This window comes from Rhizobium oryziradicis, from assembly GCF_001939045.1.
GTDB lineage: Bacteria > Pseudomonadota > Alphaproteobacteria > Rhizobiales > Rhizobiaceae > Allorhizobium > Allorhizobium oryziradicis.
In genome coordinates, this window is record NZ_MKIM01000020.1 from 73,798 (window position 1) to 89,218 (window position 15,421).

15 protein-coding genes are annotated in these 15,421 nt (G+C 55.6%); 8 read left to right on the forward strand and 7 right to left on the reverse strand.

The window, feature by feature from the left end:
* Positions 1 to 5 precede the first annotated feature (5 nt).
* From BJF95_RS02180 to uxaC, 4 genes are all read right to left on the reverse strand, one after another.
* Positions 6 to 1,286 carry a TRAP transporter large permease gene (locus BJF95_RS02180; protein WP_075637805.1) on the reverse strand — a complete coding sequence of 427 codons (1,281 nt, stop codon included), beginning with the start codon at positions 1,284 to 1,286 and terminating at the stop codon, positions 6 to 8.
* Positions 1,287 to 1,288: 2 nt separating this feature from the next.
* Positions 1,289 to 1,795 (reverse strand): TRAP transporter small permease, encoded by a 507-nt coding sequence (locus tag BJF95_RS02185; RefSeq protein WP_139317376.1) that lies wholly within the window; start codon positions 1,793 to 1,795, stop codon positions 1,289 to 1,291.
* Positions 1,796 to 1,870: 75 nt separating this feature from the next.
* On the reverse strand, positions 1,871 to 2,830 hold the full coding sequence (locus BJF95_RS02190) for a TRAP transporter substrate-binding protein (RefSeq protein WP_075637931.1): 960 nt from the start codon (positions 2,828 to 2,830) through the stop codon (positions 1,871 to 1,873).
* Positions 2,831 to 2,894: 64 nt separating this feature from the next.
* Positions 2,895 to 4,295, reverse strand: coding sequence for a glucuronate isomerase (gene uxaC / locus BJF95_RS02195; protein ID WP_075637807.1), 1,401 nt, complete (start codon positions 4,293 to 4,295; stop codon positions 2,895 to 2,897).
* Between the two features lie 179 nt (positions 4,296 to 4,474).
* Between uxaC and BJF95_RS02200 the strand changes: the two genes are divergently transcribed.
* From BJF95_RS02200 to BJF95_RS02235, 8 genes are all read left to right on the forward strand, one after another.
* Entirely contained in the window at positions 4,475 to 5,170 is a 696-nt protein-coding gene (locus tag BJF95_RS02200; RefSeq protein ID WP_075637808.1) for a GntR family transcriptional regulator, read from the forward strand.
* A 54-nt stretch (positions 5,171 to 5,224) separates the two neighbouring features.
* Positions 5,225 to 6,133 (forward strand): sugar kinase, encoded by a 909-nt coding sequence (locus tag BJF95_RS02205; RefSeq protein WP_075637809.1) that lies wholly within the window; start codon positions 5,225 to 5,227, stop codon positions 6,131 to 6,133.
* A 225-nt stretch (positions 6,134 to 6,358) separates the two neighbouring features.
* Positions 6,359 to 7,411: a dipeptidase gene (locus BJF95_RS02210; RefSeq protein ID WP_075637810.1), complete on the forward strand. Its 1,053-nt coding sequence runs from the start codon at positions 6,359 to 6,361 to the stop codon at positions 7,409 to 7,411.
* Between the two features lie 43 nt (positions 7,412 to 7,454).
* Entirely contained in the window at positions 7,455 to 9,095 is a 1,641-nt protein-coding gene (locus tag BJF95_RS02215; RefSeq protein ID WP_075637811.1) for an ABC transporter substrate-binding protein, read from the forward strand.
* 16 nt (positions 9,096 to 9,111) lie between these two features.
* A complete protein-coding gene (locus BJF95_RS02220) occupies positions 9,112 to 10,179 on the forward strand; it encodes an ABC transporter permease (protein ID WP_075637812.1) in 1,068 nt (355 codons plus the stop codon).
* The gene (gene nikC, locus BJF95_RS02225) at positions 10,176 to 11,102 is read left to right on the forward strand and encodes a nickel transporter permease (protein WP_075637813.1); all 927 of its coding nucleotides are present in this window, start codon (positions 10,176 to 10,178) and stop codon (positions 11,100 to 11,102) included. The genes BJF95_RS02220 and nikC overlap by 4 nt, the downstream gene beginning before the upstream one ends.
* Positions 11,099 to 11,932, forward strand: a complete 834-nt coding sequence (locus BJF95_RS02230; RefSeq protein ID WP_075637814.1) for an ABC transporter ATP-binding protein — start codon at positions 11,099 to 11,101, stop codon at positions 11,930 to 11,932. The genes nikC and BJF95_RS02230 overlap by 4 nt, the downstream gene beginning before the upstream one ends.
* On the forward strand, positions 11,929 to 12,678 hold the full coding sequence (locus BJF95_RS02235; RefSeq protein ID WP_075637815.1) for an ABC transporter ATP-binding protein: 750 nt from the start codon (positions 11,929 to 11,931) through the stop codon (positions 12,676 to 12,678). The genes BJF95_RS02230 and BJF95_RS02235 overlap by 4 nt, the downstream gene beginning before the upstream one ends.
* A 6-nt stretch (positions 12,679 to 12,684) precedes the next feature.
* On the opposite strand, the gene BJF95_RS02240 is transcribed toward BJF95_RS02235, so the two are convergent.
* From BJF95_RS02240 to BJF95_RS02250, 3 genes are all read right to left on the reverse strand, one after another.
* The gene (locus BJF95_RS02240) at positions 12,685 to 13,143 is read right to left on the reverse strand and encodes a GNAT family N-acetyltransferase (protein ID WP_075637816.1); all 459 of its coding nucleotides are present in this window, start codon (positions 13,141 to 13,143) and stop codon (positions 12,685 to 12,687) included.
* Positions 13,140 to 14,297 (reverse strand): alpha-D-ribose 1-methylphosphonate 5-triphosphate diphosphatase, encoded by a 1,158-nt coding sequence (locus BJF95_RS02245; protein WP_245297219.1) that lies wholly within the window; start codon positions 14,295 to 14,297, stop codon positions 13,140 to 13,142. The genes BJF95_RS02240 and BJF95_RS02245 overlap by 4 nt, the downstream gene beginning before the upstream one ends.
* Positions 14,298 to 14,390: 93 nt before the next feature.
* A complete protein-coding gene (locus tag BJF95_RS02250; protein WP_075637817.1) occupies positions 14,391 to 15,389 on the reverse strand; it encodes a P1 family peptidase in 999 nt (332 codons plus the stop codon).
* Positions 15,390 to 15,421: the final 32 nt, after the last annotated feature.

Sequence of the window (15,421 nt, forward strand, 5' to 3'; positions counted from 1 at the left end):
CACTCCTAATGAAACAGTTTTGGCAGCCACAAGGACAATGCAGGAATGTAGGTTACCAGCATCAAGGTGGCGAAAGCCGCACCATAAAACGGCCAGATGGTGCGCATGGCATGGGTAATCGGTATCTTACCAACGGCGCAGCCAACAAATAGCACGGCCCCCACCGGCGGTGTGCAAAGCCCAATGCCTAGGTTGAGAATAAGGATCACACCAAAATGCACCGGATCGACGCCGAAGGCTGTTGCCACAGGCAGGAAGATTGGCGTGGTGATCACGATCAGCGGCGACATATCCATGAATGTGCCAAGGATCAGCAAAACCACATTCAGCAACAGCAGAATGATGATTGGATTGTCGGAGACGCCTTTCAGCAAAGCCACCATGGAGGCCGGAACGCGGGTATAGGCCAAAAGCCAGCCAAAGGATGATGCGCAGCCAATCACCATCAGCACCATGGCTGTGGTGCGCACGGCACCTTTGGTGGCTTCCAGAAAATCGTGCCAGCTCAAAGTGCGATAGACGAAAAACGTGATGGCCAGAGCATAGACCACGGCGATGTTTGAGGACTCGGAGGCGGTGAAAACGCCAGAGCGAACGCCACCAAAAATAATCGCCACCAGGATCAGGCCGGGTACTGCGGAGACAAACAGATTGCCCAGCGCTTTCAGGCCGGGAAACGGCTCAGTGGGATACCCGCGACGCTTGGCCACAAACCAGGCAGCCACCATCAGCGACAGCGCCAGAACCAGACCGGGAATGATGCCTGCGGTAAACAGATCGGCAATGGAAATACGCCCACCCGCCGAGATCGAATAGATGATCATGTTGTGCGATGGCGGGATCATCAGGGCGATGATGGAGCCGACTACGGTGATGTTGACGGCATAATCCACATCATAGCCGCGCGCCTTCATCTGCGGCACCATCAACCCGCCAACGGCGGATGCATCTGCGGCCGCCGAGCCGGAAACGCCACCAAACATCACCGAGGCCAGCACATTGACCTGACCCAAGCCGCCGCGAAGATGGCCGACCAAAGCGCCTGCCAGCGCTACAAGCCTGCGGGCAATATCGCCGCGCACCATCAAATCGCCAGCGTAGATAAAGAAGGGAATGGCCATCAGCGCAAACACCGACACGCCGGAATTCAGCCGCTGAAACACCACAACGGGGGGCAGGCCGAGATAAAGCACGGTGGCAAAGCTGGAAATGCCAAGGCAGAAAGCAACGGGCGTGCCGATCAGCAACAGGAAGACAAAGCTTCCAAACAGAACCCAAAGTTCCATGATTATTCCTCCACCGCTTCACCGAAGCGGGCGGTTGGCAATCCTGCCAAGCGGCGCGCTATACGCTCAAAAGAAAACAAAACGACCAGTATGCCGCCCAAAATCACCGGCAAGAAATCAAAAAGGCCGGAAATGCCAAGGCTTGGAATGATATTATCTGCGACATTGGCCGCCAGCGACCAGCCATACCAGACCATGCCGCCACCAAAGGCGGCGACAGCCAGATCCGACAGGGAGTAAAGCAATAGCTTGCCGCGATCTGGAATCACGTAGAGCAAGACGTCAAACGACAGGTGATAGCCCTCCTTGATGCCAACGGCGGCACCGAGGAAAATGAACCAACCCATGATCATCACGGCAGAAGGCTCGCTCCATATAATGCTGCTGCCCAGCACGTAGCGCCAGAACACTTGCGCGGCGATGATGGTTGTCATCAGCACAAGGCCAAGACCTGCCACCCAGAGTGCGACCCGCGCCAACGCACCTGTCACGGGTTCAAGAGATTTCATAAGAGTTTGCAAGGCAGATACTCCGACACCATTGAAAATGGCCTACGGATAAAATCCGTAGGCCGGAGCGTTGCGTTACTTGGTGGCTTGAATACGCGAGACCATGTCCTTCAACTTTTCGGACTTGATATATTTTGCGTAAATCGGCTGCATTGCCTTGATGAAGGGTTCCTTGTCGATGGTATCAACCACTTGCACGCCAGCCGCACGGACCTTGGCTTCCGAGACTTTTTCCTGCTTGGTCCAAAGATCGCGCATGATCGAAACAGAGGCCTTGGCGGCCTCCTTGACGGTGGCCTGATCTTCCGGTGTCAGCTTGTCCCAGGACTTCTTGGACATCACCAACACTTCCGGCACGATCAAATGCTGATCAAGCGTGTAATATTTTGCCACTTCATAATGGCCGGAGCTGTCATAGGATGGCCAGTTGTTTTCAGCGCCGTCGATAACGCCGGTTTGCAATGCTGAATAGACTTCGCCATACGCCATTGGCGTTGCATTGGCACCGAGTGCCGAGACCATATCGACAAACATGTCGGACTGGATGACGCGAAACTTCATGCCCTTCAAATCCTCAATGGATTTGATTGGCTTTTTGGTGTTGTAGAAGCTGCGCGAGCCGCCATCGTAAAAGGCAAGACCGATCAGGTCATGGGCTTTGAAAGCATCCAGAATTTCCTGACCAATCGGTCCATCCATCACTGCGTGCATGTGATCGACAGAGCGGAAAATATAAGGCAGCGATGGCACTTGCGTTTCTTCAACAATATTGTTGAACGGCCCAAGTGATACGCGGTTGAGGTCGATGACGCCGTATTGCGTCTGTTCAATCGTGTCCTTTTCCTCGCCCAGCTGAGCGGATGCGAACACTTCAATGCTGATGCGTCCATTGGTCTTGTCGGACAAAATCTTGCCCATGGCCTTGACCGCCTCCACGGTCGGATAGCCATCCGGATGAGTGTCCGATGAGCGCAGCTTGATGTCAGCTGCATGGGCGGTTGCCAGCGTGGCGGCCAGCGCCACGGTGGTCATCATCAATCGTCCCCAGTTTGTCAGCACGTTCATTTCCATATCCTCCCGTTTGGAAATTAAGGCTCAATCAGAGCCGGTAGGCCTTCTTCGCCAGCCCGTAGGCCAGATCATTTGCCACCTCAGGTGCTTCGTCCTCATCCAGACGTCCCGTCACCACGAGGTTGGCAAGATAGGCGCAGTCCACCCGCCGGGCCACGTCATGGCGGGCCGGGATCGAGCAAAATGCGCGTGTGTCATCGTTGAAACCAACGGTGTTGTAAAAGCCCGCAGTTTCCGTTGTGTTTTCGCGGAACCGGCGCATGCCCTCCGGGCTGTCAAAGAACCACCAGGCCGGACCAAGCTTCAGCGCCGGATAGGCACCGGCCAGCGGGGCCAGTTCGCGCGAATAGCTGGTTTCATCCAGCGTAAACAGAATGATGGTGAGATCCGGGTTCATGCCAACGGCATCCAGCATCGGTTTCAGCGCGCGCACATAATCGGTGCGAGTTGGAATATCAAAGCCCTTGTCGCGGCCATGCTTGGCCATGATGCCCGCGGAATGATTGCGATAGGAGCCGGGATGAATTTGCAGCACCAAACCGTCGTCCAGGCTCATGCGGGCCATTTCGGTCAGCATATGGCCGCGGAAAGCATCGGCCTCTTCGGGGGTAATCTTGCCGCTCAAGGCCTTTTCAAACAGCGCCTTTGCCTGCTCTTGGGGCAGATCTTCTGTGCGGGCGGTTGGATGGCCATGGTCGGAGCTTGTGGCACCATAGGATTTGAAAAAGGCGCGACGATTGCGGTGGGCGTCAAGATAGCCCTCCCATGTCGTGGCATTGGTGCCAGCCAGCGCCCCAAATTTTTCGATATTCTCAGCAAAGCCTTCAAATTCGGGATCAACCACCGAATCGGGTCGGTAGGCGGTGACAACGCGGCCGCTCCAGCCGGAGGCGCGGATCATCTCATGCCATTTCAGCTCATCCAGCGGGCTTTCGGTGGTGGCAATCACCTCGATGTTGAAACGCTCAAACAGCGAGCGAGGCCGAAACTCCGGCTTTTGCAGGCATTCGGCAATGTGGTCATAGGTCTCATCGGCGGTTGCGGACGAGAGACGCTTGGTGATGCCAAACACATCGTGGAAAGCATGTTCCAGCCACATGCGGCTGGGGGTTGCCCGCAGCAGGTGAAAGTTTGAGGCAAACAGCTTCCAGATTTTGCGACCATCGGTTTCCGTCAGGCCGCCATCCATGCGAGGCACGCCAAGCTGAGTCAGATCAATGCCTTGCGAGCACAGCATGCGAAACACATAATGATCCGGCACCACAAAAAGCTGGGCGGGGTCAGGAAAAGCGGCATTTTCAGCAAACCAGCGCGGATCGGTGTGGCCATGAGGGCTGACGATTGGCAGAGATTTGACATGCTCATACAAGGTGCGAGCAATGCTGCGGGTTGTTTCATCAATGGGAAAAAGTCTGTCGGGATGCAGCAATGCCTTGGCCTCCTCGCCTTTGCATTTTCACAGAATGCGCAAAGGGCGCTATCAAGATGATCATCTGCCTTGCGAAACACGCCTTTTCTGGCATGTGTTGTCAGGCCGTCACGAAACGGCAATTGCATTTCGTCGCCAATCTAATATGTTAGTATGCAAAGTGAGTCAATGGAGCTTTCATGGTGGAACCTGTGAGTTTGCGAATTCTGGATACGCAGCGCGCCCCTTCGGTGACAGAGCAGGTTTTCGAGTTGCTGTATGCACAGGTGGTGGAGCTTCTGTTGCCGCCGGGCACAAAGCTCTCCGAGGTCGAAGTGGCCAAGCAGATGGGTGTGTCGCGCCAGCCGGTGCGCGATGCGTTCTATCGGCTCTCCCAGCAAGGTTTTTTGCAAATTCGCCCGCAGCGGGCCACCGTGGTCACCCATATTTCCGAGCAAGGGGTGCTGCAGGCGCGCTTTATTCGCACTGCCCTGGAAATGGAAACCGTGCGGGCGGCGGCTGAACGGCTGAATGATGACCACATTGCCGCCCTTGATGATTTGGTATCACGGCAGATCAGCGCCATCGACAGTGGCGATAAAATGTTGTTCCACGGGCTGGATGATGAGTTCCATCGCCAGATTTGCATCATGTCCGATCATGAGTTTGCCTGGGCTTTGATCCGCGATAGTAAGGCGCATATGGACCGCGTGCGCTATTTAAGCCTGTCTTTTGGCGCTCAAAGCGCAATCGATGAGCATAAGCACATCATGGCAGCCCTCAAGGCGCGCGATGGTGATGCGGCGGCGGCGCATATGCGCATTCACCTGTCCGGTATTTTGTCGATTATCAGTCGTATTCGTGAAACCCACGGCCAGTATTTTGCTCTTGAATAGATGTTTTGGAATTGGCTTTCGTGATCTTTTCGCCTTCAAACAATTGAGTATCTCATGCGCAAACATCAGATTTTGACCATCGGCGAATGCATGGTGGAAATGGCCCCGCGACAGGACGAGGCCTATAACCGTAATTTCGCTGGTGATAGCTTCAACACGGCCTGGTATTTGCGCCAATTGCTGCCAAGCGATGATCAGGTCGGCTATTGCTCTGCCGTTGGCACGGATGGCATTTCCAATGCGATGCTGGCGTTCATGCAGGCGGCTGGCATTGCCACGCAGGCCGTGCGCCGCATTCCAAGCCGCACTGTTGGCCTTTACATGATTGAGCTTGCCAATGGCGAGCGCAGCTTTAGTTATTGGCGCGGGGAGTCGGCAGCGAAGCTTTTGGCCGAAGATCGGGCATTTTTGAGCCAGGCCGTCGCGGGCCAGAATCTGGTGCTGTTTTCCGGCATCACACTTGCGATTTTGTCTGAGCCACATCGCCAGCAATTGCTTGACGTGTTGCGTGACGCGCGCGCGAGCGGCACCACAATCGCCTTTGATCCGAATATGCGGCTTCGGCTGTGGCCGGATCAGCAGACCATGTGCGATGCGGTGGCCAAGGCCGCCATGGTTGCTGATATCGTTTTGCCGTCTTTTGATGAAGATGGACCAAATTATCGTGATGAAACGCCACAAGCCACGATTGAGCGTTACAAAGCGAGCGGTGCCACCTGTGTTGTGGTCAAAAATGGACCCGGTCGCGTTCATGCTTTCTCAAAGGATGAAGGCTCGGTGGTGTTTGATCCGGTGCCGGTGGAGACTGTGGTGGATACCACAGCGGCGGGTGATAGCTTCAATGCCGGTTTTCTGGCGGCCCGCCTGTCTGGTGCATCCATGGTGGATGCCATGACGCGGGGTGCCTTTGTTTCAGCGCAGGTGATCAAAAGCCGGGGCGCTTTGGTGCCTCTTCAAATATAAGGCATGTCTATTTTGAGTTGTGAAAGGCGATTGAAACGCCCTATATGCAGAATAATTTTCTGCATATTTTGTGGCGAGGCAATTTCTTTTCACTTGAACCATCGCTTGGTTTGATTCTACCATGCCCGCTAATCGGTTTGAAAGCCGGTTTTTCTTTGTTTGTCAGCGATTTGTGATTGGTTTGATCCATTTGCTGACAAATGTCAGGTCTTCATAGGATTCGCCATGCAATTGGTTTTTGATGGGCATAATGATGTCCTTCTGCGGCTTTGGAGGGCGCATTCGGCGGGTGTTAACCCGATCGAGCAGTTCATCAACGGAACCACCGATGGGCATATTGATGCCCCGCGCGCCAAGGCCGGCGGGTTGGCGGGCGGACTTTGCGCGATTTACATTCCCTCCATGCATGATTTTGTCCTGACCGAGCCTGACGCGCGTGGCCACTACAACACGCCGATGGATACGCCGCTGCCGCGTGCCAGCTCATTGGATATTGCCTTGCAAATGGCGGGCATCGCCTTTCGGCTGGAGCGCGCGGGTGGCTGGCGGCTGTGTCGCTCAACCAGCGACATTCGCAAGGCTATGGATGACGGCGTTTTTGCGTCTGTGTTGCATATGGAAGGCTGCGAGGCGCTGGATGCCGATCTCGCCACGCTGGAAACATTGTATGCTGCGGGCTTGCGCTCGCTTGGGCCGGTGTGGAGCCGCCATAATATTTTCGGCCATGGCGTGCCCTTTGCCTATCCCATGTCGCCCGATACGGGGCCGGGGCTGACGCCTTTGGGGTTTGAGCTGATAAAGACCTGCAACAAACTTGGCATTGCCATTGATCTGGCCCATATCACCGAAAAAGGCTTTTGGGATGTGGCAAAAACCACCGACCAGCCTCTGATTGCCAGCCATTCCAATGTCCATGCGCTGACGCCTGTGGCCCGTAATCTCACCGATAAGCAGATGGATGCGATCAAGGAGAGCAAGGGTCTGGTGGGGCTGAACTATGCCGTCACCATGCTGCGCGATGATGCGCGTGATTTTGCCGAAACACCACTGTCTGATATGGTGCGCCACATTGATTATATGGTGGAGCGCATGGGGATTGATTGCGTGGCACTTGGCTCTGATTTCGATGGTGCGACGGTGCCAGCCGACATTGCCGATGCCAGTGGCAATCAAAACCTGATCAAGGCGCTTAAAGCGGCTGGCTACAGTGAAACGGATCTTGCCAAGATCGCCCGCGAAAACTGGCTGCGGGTGCTGGGCGGTGCCTGGCACGAATGATTTTTTCTTTAAAAAACGACAAGGTAAACGAGGGGACCGGCTTATGAAGATGACATTCGGCAATTCCATCCGCCTGCTGAGCACCAGTGCGGCGATGGCCCTGATGCTGGCAAGCGCACCCAATGTGTTTGCGGCCACACCCAAGGACACGGTGGTTGAGGCCTGGGCTTTTGACGACATTATCACGCTGGATCCGGGTGAGGCTTTTGAAATTTCGGCAGCCGAAGTGACCGGCAACACCTACGACAATCTGGTGAAGCTGAATATCAAGAACACGTCCGAAGTGGTGCCGGGCATTGCCGAAAGCTGGACGGTTTCGGAAGATGGCCTGACCTATACGTTCAAGATCAAGTCCGGCATCAAGTTTGCCTCTGGTAATCCGATCACGGCATCTGATGTTGCCTATTCGATTGAGCGTGCTGTCAAGCTCAACAAAAATCCAGCCTTCATTCTTCAGCAATTTGGCCTGACCGGCGACAATGTTGCTGATAATGCCAAGGCCGTGGATGCCTCAACCTTCCAGCTCAAAGTTGATAAGCCCTATGCCACCAGCTTTGTGCTCAACTGCCTCACCGCAACCGTGGGCGCTGTGGTGGACAAGAAACTGGTTGAAAGCCACGCCGCGGCTGTAACCCCATCGGCGGATTACAAATATGATACCGATTTTGGCAATGCCTGGCTAAAAACCCATTATGCCGGATCGGGCGCTTTCAAGCTGCGCGACTGGCGGGCCAATGAAATTATTGTGCTGGAGCGCAATGATAATTATTATGGTGAAAAGGCCAAGGTTGCCCGCGTTATCTATCGATTCATGAAGGAAAGCTCCGGTCAGCGGCTGGCGCTGGAAGCCGGTGATGTGGATGTTGCGCGCAATGTCTCGCCCAACGACATTACCGCCATGTCGACCTCCAAGACCATCAAGCTGGATTCGGCTCCCAAAGGCACGGTTTACTATCTGGGCCTGAACCAGAAAAACCCCAATCTTGCCAAGCCGGAAGTGCGCGAAGCGCTGAAATATCTGGTCAATTATGATGCGATTGGCGGAACGCTGATCAAGGGCATTGGCACCATTCATCAAAGCTTCCTGCCCAAAGGCATTCTTGGCGCGGTTGATGACAATCCCTACAAACTGGACGTGGCCAAGGCCAAGGAATTGCTGGCGAAAGCCGGTTTGAAAGACGGCTTCACCGTGACCATGGATGTGCGCTCCATTGAGCCGATCACCAGTCTGGCACAATCCATGCAGCAAACCTTTGCCCAGGCCGGTATCAAGCTGGAGCTTATCCCCGGTGATGGTAAGCAGGTACTGACCAAATACCGCGCCCGCAACCACGACATCTACATTGGTGATTGGGGCTCGGATTATTGGGATCCAAACTCCAATGCCGAAACCTTCACCAGCAATCCGGACAATTCCGACACGCCAAAGTCAAAAACGCTGGCCTGGCGCAATGCCTGGGATGCGCCTGAGCTGACCAAGGAAACGGCAGCGGCCCTTCTGGAGCGCGATACCGACAAGCGCAAAGCGATGTATGTTGATCTGCAAAAGAAGGTGCTGGCAGAAGGCCCATTCGTGGTGATCTATCAGAAGACCGAAGTTGCAGGCTATCGCAACAATTTGCAGGGCTTCAAGCTGGGTCCAACCTTCGATTCCAACTTCATGAATACGGTCTCGAAAGACTGATTGAAAGGGTGCCGGATTGGCTTCTGTGGACCTTACCGGTGGTGCCGGGCGCGCGCGCGCTCGGTCTCGCCGACGCATTCGCGCAGTGCTTGGCTTTGTCGTCACCGTTCTGACGACCTATCTCGGCCTGCTGGCGGTGACGTTTTTTATCGGTCGGGTCATCCCGATCGATCCCGCCCTGACGATTTTGGGCGATCGGGCACCGCAAGCCGCAGTCGAGCAATTGCGCCGCACCATGGGGCTGGATCAGCCGCTCTATTATCAGTTTTACCTCTACATCAAGAACATTCTGGAGGGTGATTTTGGCACATCCGTGCTGACATCCAATCCGGTGATGACGGATATTGCCCGGTTTTTTCCAGCCACCATTGAGCTTGCCACGGTCGGCACCATCATTGGCGCCGTGGTGGGTATTCCATTGGGCGTGTTGGCGGCGGTAAAGCGTGGCAGTCTCGCCGATCAGCTGGTGCGGGTGATTGGTCTTGTGGGGTATTCGGTTCCCATTTTCTGGCTCGGGCTTTTGGCACTGTTGGTGTTTTACGCCAAGCTGCAATGGGTTGCCTATCCGGGGCGGATGGATGTGGTTTATGAATATAGCTTCACGCCCATCACCGGCTTTTTCCTGCTGGATGCGCTGATCCAGCAGCAATGGGATGTGCTGTGGGATCTGTTTCGCCACATCATCTTGCCCGGCGGTCTGCTCGGCTATTTCTCTTTGGCTTACATCAGCCGCATGACGCGCTCGTTCATGATCGCTGAATTGTCGCAGGAATATATTGTGGCTGCCCGCGCCAAGGGCTTGTCGGAGATGCGGATCATCTGGTTTCACGCGCTTCGCAATGCCGCGGTGCCGCTGCTAACGGTGATTGCTTTGTCCTATGCTGGCCTGCTTGAAGGCTCTGTGCTGACGGAATCAATCTTCTCGTGGCCGGGCATTGGGCTTTACATCACCAACTCCTTGCAGAACGCCGATATGAATGCGGTGCTGGGTGGAACCATTATCATTGGTTCTGTCTTCATTGGCATTAATCTTCTGTCGGATGTTCTTTATAAAACCCTGGATCCGAGGACGCGCAGCCGATGACTTTAACGGCCTCAAAAATCCCTTTGCGTCAATGGCTGTTGTCTGATCGCCCGCAATCGCGCCGTCAGGCACGGCTTGGCCGCGCCTATGTGATCTGGCGGCAATTTTCGGCAAATCGGCTGGCTTTGCTGGGCCTGGGCTTGATCCTCTCGCTGGTGTTTGTCGCAATTTTTGCCAATCTTCTGGCCACCCATAATCCGGTGCAGGGTGATCTGGCCGGTGCACGACTTTTGCCGCCGGGATCAAATGGCTTTTGGCTTGGCACCGATGATCAAGGCCGCGACATTTATTCCCGCCTGATTTACGGCTCGCGTCTGACGCTGCTGGTGGTGGTGCTGGTGGCCATCATTGCGGCACCCATTGGGCTGATTGTTGGCACGGTCTCTGGCTATGCGGGTGGCTGGGTTGATGCCGTCCTGATGCGCATCACCGATATCTTTCTGGCCTTTCCAAAACTGGTTCTGGCCTTGGCGCTGGTGGCAGCGTTAGGTCCGGGCATTGAAAATGCCATTTTGGCCATCGCCGTCACGTCTTGGCCGCCTTACGCGCGCATTGCGCGGGCTGAAACCATGACCTTTCGCAATTCTGACTATATTTCTGCGGTCAAATTGATGGGGGCCTCGCCGTTTCGCATCGTGTTGCGCCATATCATGCCGCTCTGTCTGTCCTCGCTGATCGTGCGTGTCACGCTGGATATGGCAGGCATCATTCTCACGGCTGCGGGCCTTGGCTTTCTCGGCCTTGGTGCCCAGCCGCCCTTGCCGGAATGGGGTGCCATGATTGCTGATGGCCGCCGTTTCATTCTTGATCAATGGTGGGTTGCCGCCATGCCGGGCTTTGCCATTTTGCTGGTCAGCCTTGGCTTTAACCTGCTGGGCGATGGCCTGCGCGATGCGCTGGACCCCAAGGAGGCTGGCCAATGACGCCGCTGTTGACGGTTGAAAATCTTAAAGTCAGCTTTCCCACCCGCACCGGGCTGGTAGAGGCGGTGCGCGGCGTGTCCTTCACATTGGGCAAGGAGCGTCTTGGCATTGTGGGGGAGTCCGGTTCTGGCAAGTCCCAAACGGGCCGGGCCATCATGGACCTTACACCCTCGCATGCACGGATTACAGCAGATCGACTGACGTTTGGGGACACTGATCTTTTGAGCCTGTCGGCGTCCAAACGGCGCGCGTTACGTGGCAAACGCATGGCGATGATTTTGCAAGATCCGAAATATTCCCTCAATCCGGTGATGACCATTGGTCGCCAGATTGTCGAAACACTGTTGACCCATGAGCGCCTTTCCAAGCTTGATGCAAAAACACGCACGCTGGACATGCTGGAGGCGGTGCAAATCCATGATCCTGAGCGGGTGTTTACGCTCTATCCCCATGAGGTGTCGGGCGGCATGGGCCAGCGCGTGATGATCGCGATGATGCTGATATGCGGCCCGGAATTGTTGATTGCGGATGAGCCAACCTCTGCGCTGGATGTGACGGTGCAGCTGGAAGTGCTGGATATTCTCGATCGGCTGGTGCGCGAGCGCGGCATGGGGTTGATTTTTGTCTCCCATGATTTGCGCCTGGTGACCTCCTTTTGTGATCGCGTGTTGGTGATGTATGCAGGCCGGGTGGTGGAAGAGCTGGATGCCGCGAAATTATCCGAGGCCAAGCATCCTTACACGCAAGGCCTGCTCAGTTGTCTGCCGCGGCTTGAAGGCGATCAACACCCGCTGCCGACCTTGCAGCGCAAAGCGGAGTGGGCACTATGAGCACTGTGCTGTCTGTTCAAAACATGTCGGTGCGCTTTGATGAATTTCTGGCGCTGGATGATGTCAGTCTCGATGTGCAACAGGGCGAGAGCTTTGGTCTGGTGGGCGAGTCCGGCTCTGGAAAATCGACCCTGCTGCGGGCGGTGGCAGGTTTGAATGCGTTTGAATCCGGCCGCTTGGCGGTGGATGGCAAAGACTACACGGGCAAACGCCGCGATCAGGATTTTTACCGCACCGTGCAAATGGTGTTTCAAGACCCCTATGGCTCGCTTCATCCGCGCCAGACGGTGGATCGGCTGCTGTTGGAGCCCTTGGTTATCCATGGCTTTGGCGATGTTGACCAGCGCATTGCCCGTGCTCTGGATGAAGTGGGGCTTGGGTCTGGCTTTCGGTTTCGGTTTTCGCATCAATTGTCTGGCGGTCAACGCCAGCGCATTGCCATTGCGAGGGCTTTGATTGTCGAGCCTAAAATTCTGCTGCTGGATGAGCCAACCTCCGCGCTGGATGCATCCATTCAAGCCGAAGTGCTCAATCTGCTGGAGCAGGCCCGCAAGGATCGCGGCCTGACATTTATCATGGTCAGCCATGATCTGGCCGTCATCAGCCATATGTGTGACCGTCTCGCTGTGATGCGCATGGGCAAAATGGTGGAAACCATGCCGGTGGACGCCTTGCGCCGCCGCGAGGTGAAAGCAGATTATACCCGCGAACTCATGCTGGCCAGTGAGGGCTTTCGGCGGAAGTGAGCATCCTTAATCAGACGGACGGTTCCAGATATATAGCATGTCTGGCTCTTTCTCTTCATTGTCCGCACCATCTGTCTGCGTTTCGACGGTGAAGCCAAACCGTTCGTAGAAGCGCTGCGCACCGTGATTTTTCTGAAATGTCCAGAGGCGCAAAGATGCCGTATCTTCTAGCGCTTGTTGAAGCAGCCGGCTGCCGATCTGTCGGTCGGTGAAGGCAGGAGCGACATAGAGATGATCGATCCAGCCATCACCCCAGGCAATGAAACCAACAATTTCATTGTCGATGATGGCAACATGGACCGTTTTCTCAAGTAAAACACTATTTTTAATAAATGCCTTGTCTTCCGCTGCGGTGTGGAGTTCTGGCAGAAATGTGAGCAGTTTTCGAGATTGGGTGAAGATATTAGCAATGGCATCGCCGTGTTCGTGGCTCGCCAACTGGATTGATATCATGGTTTGGCTCATGCCACCCGCCGTCCTTCACGCCAGATTTGCTTGATGAAGGGGTGGTCATGCTGGTTGCCAACATGCAGCAAATCAGCGCGTTTACCTTCTGCAATTTCGCCGCGATCCATCAACCCTGCGGCTTCGGCCGGTGTTTTGCTCACCATGCGTACAGCGGCAGGCAGATCATAGCGAAGATCATGATCAGTGGCGATCATGAAAGGCGCGTCAAGCAGGGCGCGTGGCACATAATCGGATGCGAGAATATCGCACAGCCCTTCCAGCATCAGATCCCGCACCGCGATATTGCCCGATTGTGAGCCGCCGCGCACAATATTGGGTGCACCGCCGACAATTTGCATGCCGCGCCGTTGCGCTTCGCGGGCGGCTTCCAGTGTGCAGGGAAATTCTGAAATGCTGACGCCTTCATCGGCGGCCAGATCCACATGCTCAATGTCGGTATCGTCGTGGCTGAGCATCGGTTTGTTGTGGCGCTTGGCAATCTCCACCACCTGTGGTCGCACATCTGCACCAATGGCCTTCTTGCGCTCAATCAGATCGGCCAGATGGGCGCGAACCAGGGCTTCACTTTGCCCCCAGGCCTTTTGCAGTTTGATGATGTAATCATCCAGATTACGGGTTTGGCGGATGCCGGGCAGATGCTCCATCACCGAGATCACCCGCACCAGATCATGGCTGATATTGGCTTCCATCAAGGCTGGGGTGAGGGGATCAATCACCTCGCAGCGCAGATGAATGAGGTGTTCAGCCCGAAACATGCCCGCCGTCTGGCATTTTTCCAGCGCCTCGATCATCGGGGCCAGAATTTCCGCCCGCTCACTGTCGTCATGGGCTGCACCCACGCACAGGCTGTCAAACACGGTGGTGATGCCAGCACCAATGATCTGCGCATCATGGGCCAGAGCGGCCTGCGTGAAATTCCAGCGCACAGAGGTGCGCGGGTAGACGTGCTTTTCAAAATGGTCGGTGTGAATGTCCACAAGGCCGGGCAACAGCAGATCATCACCCAGATCAATCGCGTCGCTGGCCCGCGTAACGGGGCCGATGGAAACGATGTGTCCGTCTTCAATTTCCACTGTGCCGTTGATGATTTTGTCGGCCAGCACCAGACGGGCATTGGTGAGGATCAGGCGTTTTTCTATGTGTGCACGCATGTCCATGTCCATCGTCTCCATCTTTTGTTTCTGCGACTCAAAGCTTTGCCAAATCGTGCTTAGGCTTTAGCGCTCTGTGATGACTGTTCTATGTCAGATGAACTGATCTCGCCATGCTGGCTGTGCATTTTCACAAGGGAGGGCGGTGGCCTCATAGACGCCGCGTGCAATGGCGCGGGCCGTGACCAGTGTTGCCAGATGGCAAAGCTCCATAAAGTCGGATGGCTTTGTGAGTGGCATCTCTCCGGTGGATGCTGCAAAAATCGTATCGCCATCTGCGGGCAGATGGGCTGGCAGGACAGCCCGTGCCAAACCATCTTGCGCCATGATGGAAAGGCGATGGGCCTGCGCCTTGCTTAAATCAGCATTGGTGACAACCGCGCCAATGGTGGTGGCGGTCGGATCAAGCCCTTTGGCGCGCAATGCCACGTCATCACTGCTGAATTGGCTGGGCAGACCAAAATTGCCAAACTCGCCATTTTGCTCAAAGGGTGCTGCCCAGAAATGCTTTGATCTGCCAACCGTTGCCGTGCCCATGGCATTGACTGCAACAAGGGCTGCAACCGTATGGCCAGAGGCGCTTACAGCACTTGCCGAGCCGAGCCCGCCTTTGAAGGTTGCAGTCGTGGCCCCAGTGCCAGCACCGATCGTGCCGAGTTTGAAGGAACCTTTTTGGGCAGCGCTGAAGGCTTCATAGCCCATGTCGCGGTAGGGAGAGTGCAGGCCCCAATCCTTGTTGCCGCCATTGAGAAGGTCCATCAAAATTGCTTGCGGCACGATAGGAACAAAAGTCGGGCCAACGGGATAACCGCGGCCAAGTGCTCTCAAACCCGCTTGCACGCCGCCTGCCGCATCCAGTCCGAAGGCAGAGCCGCCCGATAGCACCAGTCCATCGACCTGGGTAACGCTCATGGCGGGGTCCAGCAAAGCGGTGTCACGCCCGCCGGGTGCGCCACCCAGCACCGTCCCGGAGGCAGTCGTGGGCTGATCAAAGACAATGACAGTGACGCCTGATCCAAGGACAAGGTCTGTTGCGTTACCAACAGACAGACCGGCAATGTCTGTCAGCAGATTAAGCGGGCCGGGTCTCATGGTGTCACTCCCGTGTCGGTCAAAAAAAAGCG

What these genes read in the sequence shown, in the direction of transcription:
- BJF95_RS02210 (WP_075637810.1), top strand. Translation starts at nt 6,359, where the DNA reads ATGCAATTGGTTTTTGATGGGCATAATGATGTCCTTCTGCGGCTTTGG.
- BJF95_RS02190 (WP_075637931.1), bottom strand. Translation starts at nt 2,830, where the DNA reads ATGATGACCACCGTGGCGCTGGCCGCCACGCTGGCAACCGCCCATGCA.
- BJF95_RS02205 (WP_075637809.1), top strand. Translation starts at nt 5,225, where the DNA reads ATGCGCAAACATCAGATTTTGACCATCGGCGAATGCATGGTGGAAATG.
- BJF95_RS02215 (WP_075637811.1), top strand. Translation starts at nt 7,455, where the DNA reads ATGAAGATGACATTCGGCAATTCCATCCGCCTGCTGAGCACCAGTGCG.
- BJF95_RS02185 (WP_139317376.1), bottom strand. Translation starts at nt 1,795, where the DNA reads ATGAAATCTCTTGAACCCGTGACAGGTGCGTTGGCGCGGGTCGCACTC.
- nikC (WP_075637813.1), top strand. Translation starts at nt 10,176, where the DNA reads ATGACTTTAACGGCCTCAAAAATCCCTTTGCGTCAATGGCTGTTGTCT.
- BJF95_RS02200 (WP_075637808.1), top strand. Translation starts at nt 4,475, where the DNA reads ATGGTGGAACCTGTGAGTTTGCGAATTCTGGATACGCAGCGCGCCCCT.
- BJF95_RS02235 (WP_075637815.1), top strand. Translation starts at nt 11,929, where the DNA reads ATGAGCACTGTGCTGTCTGTTCAAAACATGTCGGTGCGCTTTGATGAA.
- BJF95_RS02250 (WP_075637817.1), bottom strand. Translation starts at nt 15,389, where the DNA reads ATGAGACCCGGCCCGCTTAATCTGCTGACAGACATTGCCGGTCTGTCT.
- BJF95_RS02245 (WP_245297219.1), bottom strand. Translation starts at nt 14,297, where the DNA reads ATGCGTGCACACATAGAAAAACGCCTGATCCTCACCAATGCCCGTCTG.
- BJF95_RS02230 (WP_075637814.1), top strand. Translation starts at nt 11,099, where the DNA reads ATGACGCCGCTGTTGACGGTTGAAAATCTTAAAGTCAGCTTTCCCACC.
- BJF95_RS02240 (WP_075637816.1), bottom strand. Translation starts at nt 13,143, where the DNA reads ATGAGCCAAACCATGATATCAATCCAGTTGGCGAGCCACGAACACGGC.
- BJF95_RS02180 (WP_075637805.1), bottom strand. Translation starts at nt 1,286, where the DNA reads ATGGAACTTTGGGTTCTGTTTGGAAGCTTTGTCTTCCTGTTGCTGATC.